This is a genomic window from Halomonas sp. S3-1-1 (genome assembly GCF_023757625.1).
Classification (GTDB): domain Bacteria; phylum Pseudomonadota; class Gammaproteobacteria; order Pseudomonadales; family Halomonadaceae; genus Vreelandella.
Genome location: NZ_JALGBZ010000001.1, coordinates 920829 through 940058 on the forward strand (window position 1 = coordinate 920829; position 19230 = coordinate 940058).

The 19230-nt window shown below is 62.8% G+C and carries 21 protein-coding genes; 14 read left to right on the forward strand and 7 right to left on the reverse strand.

The window, feature by feature from the left end; translation table 11 throughout:
* Nucleotides 1-95 precede the first annotated feature (95 nt).
* Nucleotides 96-557 carry a DUF6985 domain-containing protein gene (locus tag MQW23_RS04385; protein ID WP_252106593.1) on the forward strand — a complete coding sequence of 154 codons (462 nt, stop codon included), beginning with the start codon at nucleotides 96-98 and terminating at the stop codon, nucleotides 555-557.
* Nucleotides 558-774: 217 nt separating this feature from the next.
* Complete coding sequence (locus tag MQW23_RS04390; protein ID WP_252106594.1) at nucleotides 775-1410, forward strand: hypothetical protein; 636 nt, start codon at nucleotides 775-777, stop codon at nucleotides 1408-1410.
* 95 nt (nucleotides 1411-1505) lie between these two features.
* Here MQW23_RS04390 and MQW23_RS04395 read toward each other — a convergent pair whose 3' ends face one another.
* Nucleotides 1506-2213 carry an FMN-dependent NADH-azoreductase gene (locus tag MQW23_RS04395; protein WP_252106595.1) on the reverse strand — a complete coding sequence of 236 codons (708 nt, stop codon included), beginning with the start codon at nucleotides 2211-2213 and terminating at the stop codon, nucleotides 1506-1508.
* A gap of 132 nt (nucleotides 2214-2345) precedes the next feature.
* Between MQW23_RS04395 and MQW23_RS04400 the strand changes: the two genes are divergently transcribed.
* On the forward strand, nucleotides 2346-3185 hold the full coding sequence (locus MQW23_RS04400) for a LysR family transcriptional regulator (RefSeq protein WP_252106748.1): 840 nt from the start codon (nucleotides 2346-2348) through the stop codon (nucleotides 3183-3185).
* Here the strand turns inward: MQW23_RS04400 and MQW23_RS04405 are convergent.
* Nucleotides 3178-3741 (reverse strand): manganese efflux pump MntP, encoded by a 564-nt coding sequence (locus MQW23_RS04405; RefSeq protein WP_252106596.1) that lies wholly within the window; start codon nucleotides 3739-3741, stop codon nucleotides 3178-3180. The two genes, MQW23_RS04400 and MQW23_RS04405, sit on opposite strands and share 8 nt — an antisense overlap.
* A 338-nt stretch (nucleotides 3742-4079) precedes the next feature.
* On the opposite strand from MQW23_RS04405, the gene MQW23_RS04410 reads away from it, so the two are divergent.
* From MQW23_RS04410 to MQW23_RS04445, 8 genes are all read left to right on the forward strand, one after another.
* Entirely contained in the window at nucleotides 4080-4544 is a 465-nt protein-coding gene (locus MQW23_RS04410) for an Lrp/AsnC family transcriptional regulator (protein ID WP_252106597.1), read from the forward strand.
* 4 nt (nucleotides 4545-4548) lie between these two features.
* On the forward strand, nucleotides 4549-6186 hold the full coding sequence (locus MQW23_RS04415; protein ID WP_252106598.1) for an aminotransferase class V-fold PLP-dependent enzyme: 1638 nt from the start codon (nucleotides 4549-4551) through the stop codon (nucleotides 6184-6186).
* Complete coding sequence (locus tag MQW23_RS04420) at nucleotides 6183-7646, forward strand: NAD(P)-binding domain-containing protein (RefSeq protein ID WP_252106599.1); 1464 nt, start codon at nucleotides 6183-6185, stop codon at nucleotides 7644-7646. The genes MQW23_RS04415 and MQW23_RS04420 overlap by 4 nt, the downstream gene beginning before the upstream one ends.
* A gap of 27 nt (nucleotides 7647-7673) precedes the next feature.
* A complete protein-coding gene (locus MQW23_RS04425) occupies nucleotides 7674-8168 on the forward strand; it encodes a CMD domain-containing protein (RefSeq protein WP_252106600.1) in 495 nt (164 codons plus the stop codon).
* Nucleotides 8165-8743 carry a peroxidase-related enzyme gene (locus tag MQW23_RS04430; RefSeq protein WP_252106601.1) on the forward strand — a complete coding sequence of 193 codons (579 nt, stop codon included), beginning with the start codon at nucleotides 8165-8167 and terminating at the stop codon, nucleotides 8741-8743. The genes MQW23_RS04425 and MQW23_RS04430 overlap by 4 nt, the downstream gene beginning before the upstream one ends.
* A gap of 66 nt (nucleotides 8744-8809) precedes the next feature.
* The gene (locus MQW23_RS04435; RefSeq protein WP_252106602.1) at nucleotides 8810-9796 is read left to right on the forward strand and encodes a TRAP transporter substrate-binding protein; all 987 of its coding nucleotides are present in this window, start codon (nucleotides 8810-8812) and stop codon (nucleotides 9794-9796) included.
* A 65-nt stretch (nucleotides 9797-9861) separates the two neighbouring features.
* Nucleotides 9862-10368 carry a TRAP transporter small permease gene (locus MQW23_RS04440; RefSeq protein WP_252106603.1) on the forward strand — a complete coding sequence of 169 codons (507 nt, stop codon included), beginning with the start codon at nucleotides 9862-9864 and terminating at the stop codon, nucleotides 10366-10368.
* A complete protein-coding gene (locus tag MQW23_RS04445) occupies nucleotides 10365-11654 on the forward strand; it encodes a TRAP transporter large permease (RefSeq protein WP_252106604.1) in 1290 nt (429 codons plus the stop codon). Before MQW23_RS04440 ends, MQW23_RS04445 begins: the two co-directional genes overlap by 4 nt.
* Nucleotides 11655-11747: 93 nt before the next feature.
* Here the strand turns inward: MQW23_RS04445 and modC are convergent, their stop codons facing one another.
* From modC to MQW23_RS04470, 5 genes are all read right to left on the reverse strand, one after another.
* A complete protein-coding gene (gene modC, locus MQW23_RS04450) occupies nucleotides 11748-12863 on the reverse strand; it encodes a molybdenum ABC transporter ATP-binding protein (protein WP_252106605.1) in 1116 nt (371 codons plus the stop codon).
* A complete protein-coding gene (gene modB, locus MQW23_RS04455) occupies nucleotides 12853-13551 on the reverse strand; it encodes a molybdate ABC transporter permease subunit (protein WP_252106606.1) in 699 nt (232 codons plus the stop codon). Before modB ends, modC begins: the two co-directional genes overlap by 11 nt.
* Entirely contained in the window at nucleotides 13551-14330 is a 780-nt protein-coding gene (gene modA / locus MQW23_RS04460) for a molybdate ABC transporter substrate-binding protein (RefSeq protein WP_252106607.1), read from the reverse strand. Before modA ends, modB begins: the two co-directional genes overlap by 1 nt.
* 62 nt (nucleotides 14331-14392) lie before the next feature.
* Nucleotides 14393-14788 carry a winged helix-turn-helix domain-containing protein gene (locus MQW23_RS04465; protein WP_252106608.1) on the reverse strand — a complete coding sequence of 132 codons (396 nt, stop codon included), beginning with the start codon at nucleotides 14786-14788 and terminating at the stop codon, nucleotides 14393-14395.
* Nucleotides 14789-14851: 63 nt separating this feature from the next.
* Entirely contained in the window at nucleotides 14852-15574 is a 723-nt protein-coding gene (locus MQW23_RS04470; protein WP_252106609.1) for a CDP-alcohol phosphatidyltransferase family protein, read from the reverse strand.
* 255 nt (nucleotides 15575-15829) lie between these two features.
* On the opposite strand from MQW23_RS04470, the gene MQW23_RS04475 reads away from it, so the two are divergent.
* The 3 genes from MQW23_RS04475 to MQW23_RS04485 are packed head-to-tail and all read left to right on the forward strand — an operon-like array spanning nucleotide 15830 to nucleotide 19230.
* Nucleotides 15830-16819 (forward strand): zinc-dependent alcohol dehydrogenase, encoded by a 990-nt coding sequence (locus MQW23_RS04475; RefSeq protein WP_252106610.1) that lies wholly within the window; start codon nucleotides 15830-15832, stop codon nucleotides 16817-16819.
* A 54-nt stretch (nucleotides 16820-16873) separates the two neighbouring features.
* Entirely contained in the window at nucleotides 16874-17272 is a 399-nt protein-coding gene (locus MQW23_RS04480) for a 6-pyruvoyl trahydropterin synthase family protein (protein WP_252106611.1), read from the forward strand.
* Nucleotides 17269-19230 (forward strand): glycosyltransferase, encoded by a 1962-nt coding sequence (locus MQW23_RS04485; RefSeq protein ID WP_252106612.1) that lies wholly within the window; start codon nucleotides 17269-17271, stop codon nucleotides 19228-19230. Before MQW23_RS04480 ends, MQW23_RS04485 begins: the two co-directional genes overlap by 4 nt.

The following is a 19230-nucleotide window of genomic DNA, read 5'->3' on the forward strand; positions in this document are numbered from 1 at the left end:
CGTTCAAGCCGCTATCAGAAGCGTTTTCACCGATCGCCAGCGCTTGATCGCGCGAGCGCTGGCAGCAGTGACTTCAATGTAGCAAAGGAGAGAGCATGGAATGCATTCGCGGGCTGAACGAGGGCGAGTTTGGGCTGGAAGGCGAGGTGTACAGCGCGCTGTTTGAGCGCTACTTTTCCCTCGTCAGCGAAGAGCACGATGTCGATTTTATCCAGCGCTGTGCCGCTCACTTCGATACGCTGGAGGCGCCGATCATCGACCATCTTTGCCGCTCATCGATTCGCTACTGCGACGCTTTCTTGAGCGAAATCGGCGAGCCGCTCATCGAGTTCGCCACCCCCCGCGATGTCCTGAAACTGATCACACCCAGCGTCATGATCGTGCCATACCCCGAGCAATCGACGCCGGTGGTACATCTTGAACTCGAATGCCAGTGGGAGCCGGAGCACGGCATGGAGTGGATCATCCGCGAGAATCAGGTGCTCTACGTCGGCCCCTTCAATGGCGAAAACCCTTGGCAGGGTTTCAGCCCCAAAGCGGCGTGGAATTTTGCCTGACCACATAATTTGCTCGTCACATGTGCTCTTTGGTTAAGTTATGTAGTATCAGGTAAATACTCATCTTGCTTAACGCTTTTCCATCAATCGGCACTCGCCTCACTGCGTAGACTCGGCTCTAAATGTGGGCGCCATTATCCGTGCGCCTTACCCATCTTCATCGAGAGGCTACTGCATGTATCGTATTGCGACTGTTGTATTGACTGGGTCCTTGTTGATGGCTACCAGCGCGGTGTCGGCGGCGGACCGTTGGTCTGTGGCGGGTAGTGCCGGGACCACGGGGTTTGGCGCCAACGCCAGCTGGCGTTTTCATGATCATATGGCGCTGACCGCAGGCTATAGCGGATTCAACTACGACGACCTGGACCACACCAACCGCGATTTCACCTACACCGGCGAAGTCGACATGGATATCTATAGTCTGAAGCTGGACGTCTACCCGTGGGCGGAAAATGGCTTTTTCGTTTCGGCGGGGGTTGTCAAACCAGAGGTTCAGCTTAAGGCGGTAGGGCGCGTCACAGGCGATGAGGTGTACGATCTCGATGGAATTTTGGTCGATGCCGATAGCCTTCGCTTGGAAGGGCTGGGAGAGCTTTCCAACGGTCTCGAGCCCTACCTCGGTATTGGCTGGCGCAACAGTGCAAAGCAGGGGTTAGGCTTTTTTGCCGAAGCCGGCGCCTTCTGGATCGATCCCCGCGTTACGCTTACTCCACGAGGAGAGGCGTTGGATATTCCTGGTACCCGAGCGGCCGCCGAGCGCAATGCCCGCGAGCAGGAAAACGACCTGCGCGACGATCTCAACAAGTTCAACATCTACCCGGTGGCCGTTGTGGGTATCGAGTACACGTTCTGATCCCAATAGGACAAGCGCGGTTCATCCTCGACGCATAAGATCACGGGGCGCCTTGGCGCCCCGTGATCGTTTTGATCTTTTGCCGAGTGGTTCAGCTACACAGCATCACGTCTCGCCCCCTCCATGAACGATCCTTTTGGCTCGGCGCTCAGCCTGATAGCCAGCGCTTTGGCTTCGTCGAACGCTTGATTCAGCGATTGGCGGTGGCGCTCGTCGTTGAACTCCTGATACTCCGCGCCGATCTCGTGAAAGGTCTCGACCCCCAGGTAGTGGCTCAACGTTTTAACATGCGGGCCCAAGTGGTTCATGTGTTCGCGCACACCGCCTTTGCCAAAGCCGAACTCACCGCTTGAGGTCAGTAGTATCAGCGTCTTACCCGAGAGCATCGGCGCCAGCGGTGTATCGCCGCGTGCCAAGTCAAAACTAAACGTCTTGTTGATGCGAATGACCTGATCGAACCACGCCTTCAGCGGCGCGGGCATGCCGTAGTTGTACATGGGCGACGAGATCACGATGAAGTGCGCGCGGGTCAGTTCATCGATCATCCGGTCGGAAAGCGCCAGGTGCCGACGCTGCTCCTCGCTCCGATTAACCTCGGGCGTGAACACGGCGCCTATCCAGCTCTGATCGATGAAGGCGGGCGGTTCGATACCGACGTCACGGTGAATGATCTCGTCGTCGGGCGCTACGCCTTGCCACGCGTCGATGAACGCGCGGGCGATCTTTTTGGAAAGGGAATCATGGCCGGGTATGGGGTTGGATACTTTGCGAACGCTGGCGTCCAGATGAAGGAGGGTACGCATGGTGAGATCTGCCGTTGCTAAAAGAAGCCGCCATGCTGGGCTTCAAAGCGACACGGGACAAACGAGTAACAACGGCGTATAGATGAGTTAAAATCACCCAGGTTTTTAGAACGGGACGCCAGTAAAGTGAAAATGTCACTACACGCCATCAAGGCGTTCGAGTCTGCGGCGCGCTTGGGCAGCTTCAAGAAGGCCGCGGAAGAGATGGTCATCGCGCCTACTGGCGTGTCCCACCACGTGGCCAATCTGGAAAAGCGGCTCGGCGTTCGGCTCTTTCTTCGCCACCACCGTCAGATCACGTTGACTCCGGCAGGGCAGCGGCTGTCCGAGGCGACGACCAGCGGGTTTCGAACCATCGAGACGGCGCTTGACGACATCGCTCAACGCGCCTCGCACCTGCGCGTGGAGACTACCTCCTCGTTTGCGGCGCTTGTGCTGATTCCTGGGCTTCACGACTTTCAACGCCGCTACCCGGATCTGGAGGTGAACGTTTCGACCGGCGAAACGATGGGCTCCCCGGTTAGCCAGCTCTGCATCCGGCTGGGCGACGCGCGCCGGGTGGAGGCTGCCTGTGTACTGAAGAAGGAGCGCTTCGGCCTTTATGGAGCGGCGTCCGTCGTCGAGGCGATGAAAGACACCCAGCCGATGCCGGTCTACCTGACCCGCTGGAAAAACGAGCGCCTTCCGTCACCGCCCTGGCCTCAGTGGCTGGCGCAAAGCGGCCTCGCCGGTGAGGCGTTCGAGACTATCGGTTTCGATCAGGAGCTTTACGGGATAGCCGAGGCGGTGGCCGGGAAGGGTCTGGTGTTCTGTTCCCAAACGCTGGTGGCCGAACACGTCAGCAACGCCACGCTGGTCGAGGTGGCCTTGCCGGTCGACTCACCTCTTTGCTACTACACGCCGGCACCCTGGCGGGACTACAGCCTGAACCACCAGGCGCTGCTCGAGTGGCTGAAAACGCTGATCAGCTGAACACGCCGGTATGTTCGGCCAGCACGGCGCAGCCGATGCCGATCAGCACGACGCCGCCGATTAGCTCGGCCCAGTGGCCGACGAAGCGGCCCAACCGGTGGCCGAGCACCGTGCCGATCGAGGCCATCAGCGTGGTGGCAAGGCCAATGGCGAGGCTCGTGGTGACGATATCGACGTCGATGAAGGCGAGACTAGCGCCCACGGCCATGGCGTCCAGGCTGGTGGCGGTGGCGGTCAGTATCAAAAGCCAGAGCGTTTGCCGGCGATGCCCAATCTTCTCTTCCTTGTTAAGCCCGGCATAAACCATGTGCGCGCCGATGGCCGCCAGCAGCGCAAACGCTACCCAGTGATCCCAGGCCTGCACGAAGCGCTGCGAGGCCACGCCCGCCGCCCAGCCCAGTAGTGGGGTAATGGCCTCCACCAAGCCAAAGACCAGCCCGATGCCCACCGCGTGGCGAAAGCGCGGGCGGCGAAGCTCTGCGCCTTTGCTGATCGAGGCGGCGAACGCATCTGCCGACATGGAAAAAGCGAGCAGGACAAGAGCAACGGGCGTCATGGCGGGGGAACTCGTGTGGCTTAAGAAGCACTTCTAAACGTTAGACGGGCAGGGCGGCGAACCCTGCCGTTCAAGTATCGAGATACTAGCACGGCAGCCTATTGCACTGAGGGGATGTCTCGAAAAATAAACTTTATAACCAATAACTTGTATAGCCTTGGCTAACTATTTAAGCGCTGGGTGAATACTTGGAATCGGGGCCAGTAAGGGCCTGTTGTCATTGAATTTGAGGCCGCTTGAGTCTTGCAAAGCGGGGTTGAAAAATTATTTCTTTTGATCGAGTTCAAAACGTCTTATAAGGAATAATATTTCTCTTTAAAAGATAAAAAGGAAACAAATTGCTTATTGATCGTTTCGATTTAAAAATTCTTGAACAGCTTCAGCGGGATGATAGCGTATCTATTGCGCAGTTGGCCGAGAAAGTGGGGCTTTCTGTCACCCCTTGCTGGCGCCGTATTCAGCGCCTGGAAAAAGAGGGCGTGATCGAGAAGCGTATCGCCGTATTGAACCCCCACAAGCTCGATCTCGGCCTGACCGTTTTCGTGATGATCAAGACCGACAAGCACACTCAGGCCTGGCTGGACGCCTTTCAGGACGTGGTCCAGTCCTTCCCCGAAATCATGGAAGTGAACCGTTTGGCCGGCGAGTTCGACTATCTGCTCAAGGTCATCACGCGCGACAACGCTGCCTACGACGCTTTCTATAAAAGACTCATCGCGAGAATAGAGCTCAGCAATGTCACATCCTGCTTCTCCATGGAACAAGTCAAGAAAACCAGCGAGCTGCCCCTCGGCGGCGTCTGACTGGATGACGACCCTTGCCGATGACGTCATCGGCGAGGGCGAGTCTATCGCTGGCCCCTTCGGCCCGCGCCCGCTGCTTTACGCCGACTACACCGCCTCCGGGCGCGCGCTGGGCACCGTCGAGCGGGCGATGCGCGAGCAGGTGCTGCCGTACTACGCCAACACTCATACCGAAACTTCCTACACCGGGCGCATCACCACGCGTCTGCGCGAGGACGCCCGCCGCCAGATCGCGAACGCCGTTAGCGCCACCGACGACTACGCCGTGATCTTTGCAGGCGCCGGTGCCACCGCCGCTATCGACCGCTGCTGGAAGATGCTGGGCCTCGCCCGCTTTGATCAGACATCAGACGAGGCTCGCCCGGTCGTGTTTTTGGGGCCTTACGAGCACCACTCCAACGATCTGGCGTGGCGCGAGTGCGACGCCGAGATCACTCGCGTTCCGCTCGACGCGGCGGGGCTGATCGATCTGGACGCGTTGGAAAAAGCGCTTTTGCGTTTTCCGGGCCGGCGGCTGATCGGCGCTTTCAGCGCGGCCTCCAACGTCACCGGCGTCAAGAGCGACGTAGCGGCGATCGCCCGGTTGATGCACGCCCATGGCGGCATTGCGCTGTTTGATTACGCCGCCAGCGGCCCCTACGTGCCCATCAACGTGGCCGGCACCGGCCGTGGCGATCACCTGGACGGCGTGTTCGTCTCGCCCCACAAGTTCGTTGGCGGGCCGGGAAGCTCCGGCGTGCTGATCGTGCGCCGGGCGCTGTGTGTCAACACCGTACCCTCGGTCGCCGGGGGCGGCACGGTGTCTTATGTCACCGCAAAGGGCCATCGCTACGTCAGCGATATTCAGCGCCGGGAAGAGGGCGGCACGCCGAACATTCTGGGCGACATTCGCGCCGGGTTCGCGTTTCGCATCAAATCGTTGATCGGCGAAGAGCGGATCGAGACGCGCGAGGCGGAACTTGCCAAGCGTGCGCTGGAGCGCTGGTCGCGCATCGACAACCTGACGCTGCTGGGCCCGAGCGATGCGCCGAGGCTTTCGATTTTCTCGTTCAACGTGCGCGCCGGCGAGCGCGAGGTGCACCATAATCTCATCGTCGCGCTGCTAAACGACCTGTTCGGTATTCAGGCGCGCGGCGGCTGTTCCTGCGCCGGCCCTTACGGTCACTCGCTTTTAAATATCGACGCCGACACCGCCTTCGAGCACGAATCGTTAGTTCAAAATGGAAGAAGCTTATATCGTCCGGGCTGGGTAAGACTCGGATTTCACTTCTTTTTTAGCAATGAGACGGCTAACTATGTAATATCGGCGGTCGAATTTATTGCACGTCACGCGGCCTTACTCATGAAGCTTTACAGCGTCGACGAACGCTCGGGCACCTGGACGGTGCGCGACGGCGTTTATCCGACCCCCTCGATTGATACCGCGGCCAAGACGCTGGACGCGCTGCTCGAACCTGCGAGCGCGCGCAAAGCGTTGGCAGACGAAAGCGACCCCTTTGCCGAGGCCGAACACCTTGTCGAGCTGGCTAAACGCGCCGCGCCTCCCGCCGACCCTCACGGCTTCGATACCCCGATACGCTGGTTCTGGTGGCCTCATGAGGCCGAGGACGCCGTGCACTCCCAGGATAAGATGACACCATGACGACGACTTCTTCCCCTACGCTTTCGGGTGCCGGTTTGGAGGCGCTCAACGAGCGCGTACGCTTTGATCTCGCGTGTCTTAACCTGCCACCCGCGAACTGGGTGCCCGCCCGCACCGGTGAACAGGGCGAGCACGTTCACGACGTCATCATCATCGGCGGTGGCCAGTGCGGTTTGGTGGCGGCGTTCGCGCTGATGTCCGGCGGTATTCGCAACCTGCGCATCTTCGATCGTAACCCGGAAGGGCTCGAGGGGCCGTGGCTGAACTACGCGCGCATGGAAACCCTGCGTTCGCCCAAGACCCTGCCCGGGCCGAGCTACGGCTTTGCTTCGCTGACCTTCCGCGCCTGGTATGAGGCGCAGCATGGAAATGACGCTTGGGAGACACTCGACAAGATTCCGCGGCCCACCTGGATGGCGTACCTGAGCTGGTACCGCGAGGTGCTGGCGCTGCCGGTCGAAAACAGCGTCAACGTCGAGCGCGTCACGCCCGAAGGCGATCTTCTGCGCCTCGAGCTGTCCGGCGCTGGCGCACCCGCCGAAACGGTGCTGACGCGCAAGCTGATCATGGCGACCGGGCGCGACGGCACCGGCGCGCCGAAGATCCCCGGCTTCGTCGAGGGCCTGCCGGAGAAGGCCTGGGCGCACACCGCCGACGACATCGACTTCAAGGCGCTGGAAGGCAAGCGGGTGATCGTGGTCGGCGTGGGCGCGTCCGCGGTCGACAACGCTGCCGAGGCGCTGGAGCACGGCGCGTCCGAGGTTCGCTTTCTGATCCGCCGCGCCCAGATGCCGACCATCAACAAGATGATGGGTATCGGCTCGTTCGGCTTTACGCACGGCTACGCCGGGCTCAGTGATGCCTGGCGCTGGCGGATCATGCACTACTCGTTCATCACCCAGACGCCGCCGCCGCGGGGCTCGACGATGCGCGTCAGCCGCCACGAAAACGCTTTTTTCCACTTCGAGTGCGGCGTCGAAGCAACGCGTATGGAGGGCGACGAGATCGTCGTCACCACCCGCCAGGGCGAGGTGCGCGGCGATTTTCTGATTCTGGGCACGGGCTTCGAGATCGACCCGCTGGCGCGCACCGAGCTTGCCGGCTACGCTGACCGCATTTTGCTCTGGCGCGACCGCTACCAGCCCCCGGAAGAGCTGGCCCACGACGAGCTGGGTAAATTTCCCTACGTGGGGCGCGATTTCGCCTTTCAGGAGCGCGAACCCGGCAGCGCCCCCTGGCTTTCGAACATTCACTGTTTCAACTACGGGGCGTCGGTCAGCCTTGGCAAGGTGAGCGGCGATATTCCCGGTATCAGCGAAGGCGCGAGCTGGCTTGCCAGCGCCATCGCCTCGCGCTTTTACCAGGAGGACGTGGAGCGCCACTGGCAGCAGCTACAGCACTACGATGCCCCGGAACTCCAGGGCGACGAATGGACGGCTTCGCCGCTACCCAATGATTGATGGTCCGCTTGCCCAAGGAGTGTATCAATGGCACATGTAATCGAGACCGCGGCCAACGTATCGGACAGCGGTGCGCTGTTCGAGGCGCTGACCATGCGCGGCAAACTGATGGATCTTACCGAGCAGTCCCACGACGCCGCGCTTTTGCCCTCCGATGAAGGCGGCGTGCCGCGCGCCGCGCGCGCCGCACTGGCCTGCCGCATGGCGAAAATCTGTCGCCAGGCTGGGCTCGTTAGCCACTACCAAGCGCTGCTGGAAAGCTACGGTGCCGATGCCGACCCGCATCGATTGGCCGACCCCGACGCCACCCCCGGCGCGGATGCCCCGCGCCTGGCGGCGATGGTGACCTATGTGGATCTGGTCACGCGCTCGCCGAAGGACGCCACCAAAGCCGATATCGAAGCGCTGCGCGAAGCCGGGCTCGTCGATGCCGACATCGTACGCCTGGCCGGGCTGGTCGCCTTCGTCAACTATCAGCTGCGCGTCACCGCGGTGCTGAGTGTCATGGGAGAAACGCAATGAGTCGCGTCATTCACAAGTTCACTACGCGCATTCCCACCTGGCGGCCCCATGTGACGCCGGTCGATTTCGACAACGCCAACGAAGCCCAGCGCGAGGCGCTCAAGGAGACGCCGTCCAACACCAAAATTTCCGACTACGTGCTGGTACTGGCCCACGACCCGGAATCGCTGCGTATTCGGACCTCCTTGTTCAATGGCATCATGTACGACAAGGGTGGGCTTTGCCGCGAGGAGCGCGAGCTCGGCGCCGTGGCGGCCTCGGTGGTCAACCGCTGCATCTACTGCGCGGCGGTGCACGCCCATCGTTACAACAACATCGTCGGCGATGATGCGGTGATGAAGGATATCTTCCTGCGTGGCAAAGAGGCCGAGCTCGACGAGCGGACTCGCGCTATTCTGCGCTTTGGCATGCGCCTTTCCGAGACGCCGCCGAACGTCGATCAGAGCGATATCCAGGCGCTTCGCGACGTCGGGCTCGACGAGCAGGAAATTCTGGATTTGACGCTGTCGACGACGCTCTTCGGCTGGGCCAACCGGCTGATGCATACGCTCGGCGAGCCGGTGTCCAACGCCTGAGTCGTCACCGTTCATTACCAGCCACCGTTCACTAATGATCACAAACCGCCTGACAGGGGAACTATCATGACAAAACGCTCTTTTTCGACGCTTGCGGTACTCGGCGCGGTCACGATGATGGGGGCCACACCGGCGTTGGCCGAAACGCTGCGCATTGGGACGGTGGTCAGCGCGCCGCACCCCTGGATCGATGCCGCCGAAGCGTTCAAGGCTGAAATCGAGGAAGCCACCGATAATCGCATCACCGTGCAGATCTTCCCGGGCGGTCAGATCGGCAACGACCAGACCATGGTCGACGAGATTCGCATTGGCACCACCGACATGATCATTGGCGGGGTCATGAACGTTTCGCCTTACGTGCCGGACTTCGAGATCTTCAGCCTCAACTACCTGTTCGAAGACATGGACATGTTCCGCGCCGCTACCGCGCCAGACTCGCCGGTGTTCGAGTACTTCGACAACGCCGTGACCGAAGCTGATGTGGGTCTCAAGCTTCTGAGCCTGACCGGCGGTGGCACGCGCAACCTGAGCACCAACGTTGGGCCGGTCACCGAGCCTTCTGATCTGGAAGGCGTGAAAATGCGCGTGACCGGCTCGCGTTTGGACGCCGACATGTGGCAGGCCTACGGGGCGTTGACGACGTCGCTGCCTTGGACGGAAATCTACACCGGCATGCAGACCGGCGTCGTCGGCGCGTTCGAAAGCACCATCAGCGGCTACTTCTCCAGCCGCCTGTACGAAGTGGCGCCGTACCACGCCAAGACCGAGCACCAGATCATGATGAGCCACATCTCGATCGGCGAGAACCGCTTCAACCGCTTCTCTGAAGAGGACCAGGCGCTCATTATCGAAGCTGCGCAGCACGCCGGCGAGGTGGGTACCGACAAGGGCGAAGAGTACGACGCCGAGTTCATCGATCAGTTCGAAGACCTGGGCGTGACGGTCACCGAGGTGGACAAGCAGGCCTTCATCGACCGGGCGCTGCCGCTTCACGACGAGTTCGCCGAAGAGCGCGGTTTGACCGAGCTGCTCGAGACGATTCGCGACCTTTAAGAGACGCCGCACATCGCGCGCCTTCCGCTTTGCGGGAGGCGCCGTTGGCTGGAAAGGATGAACGCATGCGATTGATCAATGATGTGCTGGAAAGGGTGCTGACGCTGATTGCCGGCAGCCTATTTGCGATCTTCATCCTGACGGTGCTTTACCAGGTGTTTGCCCGCAGCGTGTTGGCCATTTCAGTCTCCTGGACCGACGAGATCGCCATGTCCTGTTTCGTCTGGGCGGTGTTTCTTGGCGCCGCGGTGGCGCTGCGCCGGCGCCAGCACTACGTGGTCGACGTCTTCCCCTCGCACTTCGTCGTCACCCAGCGCGCGCTACGCCTGTTTGGCAGTATCGCCTGCCTGCCGGTCATCTACGTGCTGGTGGTCAACGGCAACGTACTGGTGGACATGGGCTGGCACCGCCGCTCGGTGGCGCTCGGCACGCCGATGTCCTACGTGTTCGCCGCCATGCCCGTGGCCGGTGTGGCGATGTTTCTGTTCTCCATCGAAATTCTTTTGAAAGACATCAAGATGCTGGCCCGCGGAAAAGACGCCGCAAGCCAAAGCGAGGCCATCGATTCATGACTCCCTTACTGACCCTGATCGGAAGCTTTTTGCTGTTGATCGCTCTGAGCGTGCCGATCGCCTTCGCCATTGGGCTTGCCTCCATCATCACCATTTTGCAGCTGGGCCTGCCGTTGACCTCGGTGGTCAACCAGATGTTCGCCAGCATCAACTCCTTTCCGCTGCTGGCAGTGCCGTTTTTTCTGCTGCTGGGGCGGCTGATGAACGACGGCGGTATCACCGACCGCCTGCTGCGCTTCGCCGACAGCACCGTGGGCCATGTCCGGGGCGGGCTTGGTCATATCAACGTCATGGTGTCGATGATGTTTGCAAGCCTGTCCGGCTCGGCGGCGGCGGATACTGCAAGCGTCGGCGCGGTGTTGATTCCAGCGATGAAGAAATCCGGCTACCCGGCGCCTTTCGCCGTCGCGCTGACCGCGGCGTCCTCGGTGCTCGGCGGCGTCATTCCGCCGTCGATTTTGATGGTGATCTACGGCGCCTTCGGCAACGTTTCTGTTGGCGCGCTGTTCATGGGCGGGGTACTGCCCGGTGTGCTGGTCGGGCTGATGCAGATGGGCTACGTCTACTACATTGCCAAAAAGCACGGCATCAAGGCGACGGGCAAGTTCTCGTTTGCCCAGATGGGGAGAACCGCGGTCACCGCGACCCCGCCGATGCTGCTGCCGCTGATCATTCTGGGCGGCATCACGCTGGGCGTCTTTACCGCGACCGAGGCAGCGTCGGTCGCAGTGCTGCTCGGTATGCTGCTGGCGTTCGTGTTCTACCGCGCCATTCGCTTTCGCCAGCTGCCCGGCATTCTCAGCGACTCGGTGGTGGCGTTTTCGCTGCCGATGTTCGCCGTGGCCTCCGCCGGCATCATGGGCTGGCTGATCTCGTATCTGGGCATCGCTCAGGAGGTCGCCAACTTCATCCTCTCGGTCACCGAGACGCGTATCGGCATCATGCTGATGGTGATGGTCTGCATGCTTATCATCGGCACGGTGCTGAGCCCGGTCACGGCGGTCATCATCTTTTTGCCAATCATCCAGGGGCTTTGCATTGCCGCGGATATCAACCAGGTGCACATGGCGCTGGTGGTGATTCTTTCGCTCACCCTTGGGCTGATCACGCCGCCTTACGGTATTTGCCTGTTGATCGCCACCCAGATCGGCGAGGTTTCCATGCCGCGCGCCTTCATGGCGGTCATGCCGCTGATCGGTCTGATTCTTTTGGTAATCATCGCGGTGATCCTGCTGCCCGGTATCTTCATGTACCTGCCGCAGATGATGTTTCCCAAGGCTTTCTAGCCGCGCTATAGCGCGACGGCGCCCCGCCCGGTCAACCGGGCGGGGCGCTGTCGTTTTTGGCGGTGGGTCAAACGTTTATCGGCCAGGAGGGGCTCAAATCGGTGAGACCGTCACCCGGCGAATCAGCGCGGTGACCGCCATGGACTCTTCGAGCGCCAGGGCGTCGCACGCCTTTCGCGAAAGCTGCGCGCGAAGCGTCTGCGTGCCCACGCGCAGGCGGATCTCGACCTGATGAGGCGTTTGCGCCAGGCACGTCATCGCCTCGATCACGGCGGGTAGTGTGTCGAGCTCACTGGTGGCAGGCTCGACTGATCGGGACAGGCTAACGTCGCGGGCTTTTACGTGCAGGCGAACGCGCTGCCCCCTATCCAGCGCCGGCGCGGGGATTGAAAGCCTCGCGTGGTCCTTGGGTGCGCCTGAGTCGAGAGCCACCTGGGTGAGCCCATAGGCCGCGTCGTGATCGACAACAATCGCATCAAGCAGCGAGGCGGCCTCGAACGCCTGCAGCGTCTGGGTAAGATCCAGGCGCTGCAAAAGCGCGCTCAGGGTGTCGCTTGCCACCACGCGCCCGGCGCTCATCACGACCAGGTGGTCGGCGATGGCGGCGATCTCGTCGGCGTCGTGGCTGACGTACACCACCGGAATGTCTACCTGGCGCGTGAGCCGTGCGATATAGCGCAGAAGCTCCTGCTTGCGCGCGCCGTCGAGCCCGGTCAGCGGCTCGTCCATCAGCAGTAGCTGCGGGTCGCTCAAAAGCGCCCGGCCGATGGCGACCCGGCGCGCCTCGCCGCCGGACAGCGCCCCGGGCATGCGCTCGAGCAGGTGCCCAATCCCCAAAAGCTCAACGATGTCGTCAAAGCGCGGCGCCGCGTGCGCCGGCATGGCATAGGTGAGATTGCCGCGCACCCGGTAGTGGGGGAAAAGCCGCGCTTCCTGGAACACCACGCCCACCCGGCGCTGGTGGGCGGGCACGAAAACGCGCGTGGCGCTGTCCACCAGCACCCGCTCGCCAAGCTGGATTCGGCCGGCGGTGGGGCGTTCTAGCCCGGCGACCAGGCGCAGCAGGCTGGTCTTGCCGCTGCCTGAGGGGCCGAACACGCCGGTCACGCCGGCCCCGGGCAGTTCAAGTGCGGCGCCGAGGTGAAACGCCCCCAGGCGCTGGTTGACCTCAAGCGTTAAACCGGCGGCCGAAGGGCGGTCAGTAGGCATCGCGCTCCTGCACTCTCTGTTTGGTTCGCCTGGCCAGCCACTCCGATGCGATCAGCGACACCAGCGCGATGAGAATGGCCAATACGCAGAGCCTGGCCGCGGCGCTTTCTCGCCCCGGGCTCTGGATCAGCGTGTAGAGCGCCAGCGGCAGCGTGCGGGTTTCGCCAGGGATGTTGGAGGCAAAGGTAATCGTGGCGCCAAATTCGGACAGCGCCCGGGCGAAGGCGAGCATGGTGCCGGTCAAAAGCCCCGGCACCGCCAGCGGCAGGGTGATCGTGGTGAAGACCCGCAGCCGCCCGGCGCCCAGCGTTCTGGCCGCGGCTTCGAGCTTCGGGTCCACCGCCTCGAGCGACAGGCGCAGCGCGCGTACCAGCAGCGGAAACGCCATCACGCCGCTGGCTACCGCCGCGCCCTGCCAGGTAAACGGCAGCGATACGCCTAGCGCGCTATAAAGCCACGCCCCGATGACCCCTTGGCGGCCCAGCGCCACCAGCAGCAGATAGCCCACCACCACCGGCGGCAGTACCAGCGGCAGATGGATCAACCCGTCGACCAAGGCTTTGCCGCGAAATTCGAAGCGCGCCAGCCACCAGGCAATGACGATGCCCGGCGGCAAAATCCAGGCCACCGCGGCCAGCCCGATCAACAGGCTCAGCTGAATCGCTTCCCACTCCGCAGGCGTTAGCATCAGGGCCGGCTGATGGCGGTGTCGAAGCCGTAGGCTTCAAAAATATCCAGTGCCGCGTCGCTTTTAAGCCAGTCGCGAAGCGTCTGTGCGGCGTCGTTTTCGCTCTCGCCTATCAGCGCCGCCGGGTAGGTAATGGGCGCGTGGCTATCCGCCGGGAAAAGCCCCAGTACGCGCACGGCGTCGCTTGCGAAGGCGTCGGTCTGATAGACCACGCCGGCCGGCGTTTCGCCGCGCTCGATCAGCGCGAGAGCGGCGCGCACGTCACTTGCTCGGGCCAGGCGCGGCTCCAGCGCCTCCCACTCACCGAGCGTCTCCAGCGCCTGCTTTGCGTAAATGCCCGCCGGCACGTGGTCCGGGTCGCCCACCGACAGGCGATCACCCGCGCCGAGCAGATCCTCGATTGGCGCGCCGCTGCCTGGGATGAACGTCTCGGGGGCGGCGTCGCTGGCGCTGACCAGCGCCAGGCGGTTGTGCAGCAGATCCTCACGCGCGCTGACGTCAACGCCTTGCGCTTCGAGCCAGTCCATCCAGTCGACGTTGGCGGAGACGAACACCTCGGCGGGGCTGCCGCTGGCGATCTGGCGCGCCAGCGTCGATGAGGACGCGTAGACCGGTGTGACGTCGATATCATGTGTCGCCTCGAAGGCGGCGATGGCCTCGTTCATGGCATCGGTCAGCGAGGCGGCAGCGGCGATCTGAACGTTGTCGGCGGCGTGAGCCGACAGCGGCGCGCAGACCAGCGCAAGGGCAGCGAGCGTGCGGGGCGAGGCGAGACGCATTGTATGAATTCCCGTTATTTCCGTTTGGATATAGCGGAGACTAAAGCCAACCGGATCAATGATCAAGCGCCGTTATCACAAGCGCTCGTCTCGGCCGCTTCAAACGCCAGAAGATCGAGCAGGGCGCGGGCGTCCTCGGCGTCTTCCGCGGCCAAGCGCCGCTCCAGGGCGCGAAAGTGGCCGATCACCTGGCGCCCGGTGGCGCTGAGTCGCGCGCCGCCACGCTCGTTGCCCCCGGCGTGGGTCTCGACCAGCGGCTCGAGAAAGTGGCCGTTCATGGTTTCGATCAACTGCCAGGCTTTTTTGTAACTCATGCCAAGTACGCGCCCGGCGCTCGAGATCGAGCCAGTCTCGTCGATGGCTTCCAGCAGCGCCACCTTGCCCGGGCCTAGAATCACGTCGCGGTGCAGCGCCAAGCGCAGTTGAAAAGTAGGGGTAGGGTGGTGGGTACGCGTCACAGCGGTCTCCGACAGGGTCACGGCGCCCAGTGTAGCAGCTGCCTGCTACCGCGGGGCGAGCGTTCAGGATCCATTGCGGCGCCGGTAAAGCCACCGAACGTCGACCCCGAACGAGTAAAGCGAGGCGATCAGCGCGCTCAGCGCCAGAAGCGACGCGACGGTGTGGCTGGTCAGCGGCGTGAGCGCTAGAAGCAGCGCCACCACCTGCCACACGCACACCGTCTTGCGGCGAAAGCTTTCGAACAGTGGCGCGCTCAGCCATTCAAGGCGCCAGCTTGCCAGCACAAAGGCGTAGCGCATGCCGCCGATCATTAACACCCACGCACCGAGCGACTCGAGCTTCAACAGCGCAACGCACAGAAGCAGAATCATGAGCGCGTCGAGCTCCATATCGAAGCGCGCGCCGAAACGCGAGTGGCTATTGGTCCTGCGCGCCACGAACCCATCGACGCCGTCGAGCGCCAGCGACACCAGCGCCACGGCGAGCCATAGCCAGATTGCCTCGATAAAGGCGTGCTCGGCCAGCGCCCCGGCCACGATGGCGACCAGGATGGCGCGGGCCAGCGTCACCCGGTTCGCCCAGCCAAGCGGCCCGCGATCCCAGAAGCAAAGCGTCAGCCAGGCGATGACGCCGTAAAGCGCCGCCGTAATCGCCCAGGTCGCCGGGGATACGAGCAGCGGCGAAAGGCCCTTGCCGGAGGCGATCAAAAATCCTGCCCCCAGCGCCAGCTCGAAAGCGGTAAAAAGGCGTGGGTGCGTGCTGGCAAGGGGTGATACGAAGGGCATGGCGACTCACAAAGCGGCGCTCGACCGCGCGATCGTTATCAAAATTATGCTGCATTGGGGTGTGACGATGAGCGAGCTCGCGCCCCAATGCGAACGTTACTGAGCAAGCGTTTTGACCGAGGTGGGCGCTCAAGCTTCCAGGCTACCGCCACCGAAGGCAAATGAAAAGCACCGATGGCATTGAAAAGTGACGAAAACCTGGCAATGCTTGAATGATGAGCGATAAGAACGGATTAATCACAGGGAATTGTTTTTATGCCGCTGACGGAAACCGCCAGTGCTCTTTGGATCACACGCCCTCAAGCGGCCGAGATCCGACCTGAAACGCTTGAGGCGCCGCTGGATGACCAGGTTCAGGTGCGTGCGCTGTATAGCGGCGTCAGCCGGGGAACGGAGTCGCTGGTGTTTAATGCCCGGGTGCCGCCAAGCGAGTACGCCCGCATGCGCGCGCCTTTTCAGGCAGGCGACTTCCCAACGCCGGTGAAGTACGGCTACTGCAGCATCGGCGTGGTCGAAAAGGGGCCAGAAACGCTGCGCGATAAAACCGTTTTCTGTCTCTACCCGCATCAAACCCGCTATGTCGTGCCAACAAGCGCGGTCGTGCCGCTACCGGACGGCCTGCCAGCGCAGCGCGCGGTGCTCGCCGCCAACATGGAAACCGCCATCAACGGCGTGTGGGACGCAAACGTCATGCCCGGCGAACGGTTCTGCGTCGTAGGGGCCGGCGTTGTCGGCGCGCTGGTGGCCTATCTCTGTGCGCAAATTCCCGGCACCCGCGTGCATCTCATCGACATCAACCCGGAGCGACAGGCGCTGGCAGCCGCGCTAGGGGTCGGGTTCTGCACCCCGGATAGCGCCCCTACCGACCAGGACGGCGTAATTCACGCCAGCGGCCACGGCGAAGGGCTGCGCCTGGGCCTGTCGCTTTTAGGCAGCGAAGGGCGCCTAATTGAGATGAGCTGGTTTGGCGAAGGCGACACCGCGCTTGCCCTCGGCGGCGCTTTCCACTCACAAAGGCTCTCCATCAAGGCAAGCCAGGTCGGCCAACTGCCCGCCGCGCTAAAGCCGCGCTGGGACTACCGCCGGCGCCTGGGGCTTGCGCTCGAGCTTTTAAAGGATGAGCGGCTCGATCATCTGATCAGCGGCGAGTGCACGTTCGACGAGTTCCCCCAGGTGGCGCCTTCATTGTTCGGCCCTCAAAGCCAGGCGCTTTGCCACCGCATCACCTATTCCGTGACCGGCTAAATCCCGCGCCGCTTACGCCCATTCATGTCTAACGACATTAGAAAAGGATTTTCCATGTACCGTTTATGCGTTCGCGACCACTTCATGATCGCCCACAGTTTCAACGGCGAAATTTTCGGCCCGGCCCAGCGCACCCACGGCGCCACCTACGTGGTCGATGTAGTCTTTAAGCGGCCAGAGCTCGATACCGACGGACTGGTGATCGACATCGGTCTTGCCAGCGAAACGCTCAAGGACGTGCTGGCGGGCTACAACTTCCAAAACCTGGACGAGGTGCCCGAGTTCAAGGGCAAGAACACCACCACCGAATTCATGGCCGGTGTGATTTTCAATGCGCTAGCCAAGGGGATCAAGGAGGGCAGGATGGGCACCACCGCCCAGGGCATTACTCATATGGAAGTGAAGCTTCACGAGTCCCACGTGGCGTGGGCAAGCTACGAAGGCGCGCTATGAGCGAAAGCGGCGCTTTGAGCGAAAACCGCGCGTTGAGCGAGCGCTTTACGCTGCTGGTGGCCGGCGCGCTCGACCAGCGCACCGGCGGCTACATGTACGACGCGCGCATGGTCGAGGCGCTGCGCAGCCAAGGTCACCTGGTCGAGGTGGCCGAGCTCGGCGGTCAGTTTCCGCTGGCCTGCGACCGGGCCGCGGGAGAGTTCGCCGAGGCGCTTGCCAAACTCGACGACGGCGAGCGCGTCATCATCGACGGGCTGGTCATGGGAAGCCTGCCGGACATCGTCGCCACCCACGGCGCGCGTTTGGATATCACCGCGCTTCTGCACCATCCGCTCGGTGACGAGCAGGGCCTAAACGAAGAGACCCAGGCGCGGCTGCACACAAGCGAGTTGGAAGGGCTTCAAAGCGTGACTCGCATCGTCGTCACCAGCCGCTTCACCGCGCGTCGGTTGGATGAGCTTGCACAAAGCTATCAGCTGCCTTTGAGTGCACCCATAGCGGTGGTCGAGCCCGGCGTCGAGCCGGCCCCGGTTAGCCCGGCGCCGTTAAATGGCGAGCCGATTCGGCTTTTGTGCGTGGCCACGCTCACCCCGCGTAAGGGCCAGGACGTGCTGGTCGAGGCGCTGGCCGGGCTCGAGACGCGCCATTTTCAGTGTGATCTTTACGGCGCCCCGCGCGACGAGGCGTTTGCCGCCGAGGTCGCGGCGCTGATCGAGCGCCACGGGCTGTCACAAGTCACGCTTCACGGTGAGTGCGACGCCGAAGCGCTGGAAGCCGCCTATCGCGGTGCCCACGCGCTGGTGCTGCCGTCCTGGTACGAAGGTTACGGCATGGTGGTGACCGAGGCGCTAGCGCATGGCCTGCCGGTGATCACGACTACCGGCGGGGCGCTGGCGGATACGCTGCCCGACAACGCCGGCCTCGGCGTGCCCCCAGGCGACAGCCTGGCGCTGGGGGAGGCAATCGAGCGCTTTTTGAGCGACGCTTCGCTACGTGCGCGCCTTTATGAAGGCGCGCGTGAGGCGCGCGAGGCGCTCGATGACTGGCAGGCCGCCGGCGCCGCATTCACCCAAGCGCTGATGCGCCCGGCACACTTCTCGGCGGGCAGCCGTTTCGCCGCCGATTGGCTGACGCTTAGAGAAAGCGTCGACTTTGGGGCGCGAAGCCGCGAGCTTGCGCAAAAGGCCGACGAGTGGCTCGGCCGCGAGCCCGGTGAGGCGGTCATCGCCGATCTCGGCTGCGGGCGCGGCAGCAACCTGCAGTTTCTCGCGCCGCTGATTCAAGGCGCGCACACCTGGCAGCTGTTCGATCACGACGAGCAGCTTCTCGATGAAGCGAAAGCGCGGGCCGAGGCGCTTGGCAGCGCGAGTAATGAGCCGGTATCCGTCGAAGTTCACTGCGCCTCGATTGCGGACCTGGATCACCCGGCGCTAGCTTCCGTTCGGCTCGTCAGCGCCTCGGCGCTTTTGGATCTGGTCTCACAGGAGTGGATCGAGTCGCTGGCCGAGCGGTGCGCCGACCAGCGTCAGGCGGTGTTGATCGCGCTGAGCGTGACCGGCCAGTGGTGCTTTCTCGATGAGCGCGGCGAGACGCTCGAGGACGGTGACGATCTGTGGGCGCGCTCGCTTTTCAACGCCCACCAGGCTCGCGACAAGGGGCTTGGCAGCGCGCTCGGCGGTGCGGCGCAATCGGCGCTTGCCCAGGCGCTCGAAGCCCGCGGCTACCGCGTCGAGCAGGCCGATACGCCCTGGCGGCTGGAGGCCGGCGACAGCGAACGGCGGCCGTTGGCGTGCTCGCTCATCGAAGGCTTTGCCGAGGCGATGACCGAGCAGGCACCGATGGAGGCGAGCCGGATCGCCCAGTGGCGCGATGCGCGCCTGCAAGGCGTTCGCGCAGGAACGCTCGGGGTCTGGGTCGGCCACCGGGATCTGCTCGCCCTGCCCGCGGACAAGGCGTAG

Coding starts and splice junctions, on each gene's coding strand:
- MQW23_RS04385 (WP_252106593.1), top strand. CDS start 96: ATGGAATGCATTCGCGGGCTGAACGAGGGCGAGTTTGGGCTGGAAGGC.
- MQW23_RS04390 (WP_252106594.1), top strand. CDS start 775: ATGGCTACCAGCGCGGTGTCGGCGGCGGACCGTTGGTCTGTGGCGGGT.
- MQW23_RS04395 (WP_252106595.1), bottom strand. CDS start 2,213: ATGCGTACCCTCCTTCATCTGGACGCCAGCGTTCGCAAAGTATCCAAC.
- MQW23_RS04400 (WP_252106748.1), top strand. CDS start 2,346: ATGTCACTACACGCCATCAAGGCGTTCGAGTCTGCGGCGCGCTTGGGC.
- MQW23_RS04405 (WP_252106596.1), bottom strand. CDS start 3,741: ATGACGCCCGTTGCTCTTGTCCTGCTCGCTTTTTCCATGTCGGCAGAT.
- MQW23_RS04415 (WP_252106598.1), top strand. CDS start 4,549: ATGACGACCCTTGCCGATGACGTCATCGGCGAGGGCGAGTCTATCGCT.
- MQW23_RS04420 (WP_252106599.1), top strand. CDS start 6,183: ATGACGACGACTTCTTCCCCTACGCTTTCGGGTGCCGGTTTGGAGGCG.
- MQW23_RS04425 (WP_252106600.1), top strand. CDS start 7,674: ATGGCACATGTAATCGAGACCGCGGCCAACGTATCGGACAGCGGTGCG.
- MQW23_RS04430 (WP_252106601.1), top strand. CDS start 8,165: ATGAGTCGCGTCATTCACAAGTTCACTACGCGCATTCCCACCTGGCGG.
- MQW23_RS04435 (WP_252106602.1), top strand. CDS start 8,810: ATGACAAAACGCTCTTTTTCGACGCTTGCGGTACTCGGCGCGGTCACG.
- MQW23_RS04440 (WP_252106603.1), top strand. CDS start 9,862: ATGCGATTGATCAATGATGTGCTGGAAAGGGTGCTGACGCTGATTGCC.
- MQW23_RS04445 (WP_252106604.1), top strand. CDS start 10,365: ATGACTCCCTTACTGACCCTGATCGGAAGCTTTTTGCTGTTGATCGCT.
- modC (WP_252106605.1), bottom strand. CDS start 12,863: ATGCCTACTGACCGCCCTTCGGCCGCCGGTTTAACGCTTGAGGTCAAC.
- modB (WP_252106606.1), bottom strand. CDS start 13,551: ATGCTAACGCCTGCGGAGTGGGAAGCGATTCAGCTGAGCCTGTTGATC.
- modA (WP_252106607.1), bottom strand. CDS start 14,330: ATGCGTCTCGCCTCGCCCCGCACGCTCGCTGCCCTTGCGCTGGTCTGC.
- MQW23_RS04470 (WP_252106609.1), bottom strand. CDS start 15,574: ATGCCCTTCGTATCACCCCTTGCCAGCACGCACCCACGCCTTTTTACC.
- MQW23_RS04475 (WP_252106610.1), top strand. CDS start 15,830: ATGCCGCTGACGGAAACCGCCAGTGCTCTTTGGATCACACGCCCTCAA.
- MQW23_RS04480 (WP_252106611.1), top strand. CDS start 16,874: ATGTACCGTTTATGCGTTCGCGACCACTTCATGATCGCCCACAGTTTC.
- MQW23_RS04485 (WP_252106612.1), top strand. CDS start 17,269: ATGAGCGAAAGCGGCGCTTTGAGCGAAAACCGCGCGTTGAGCGAGCGC.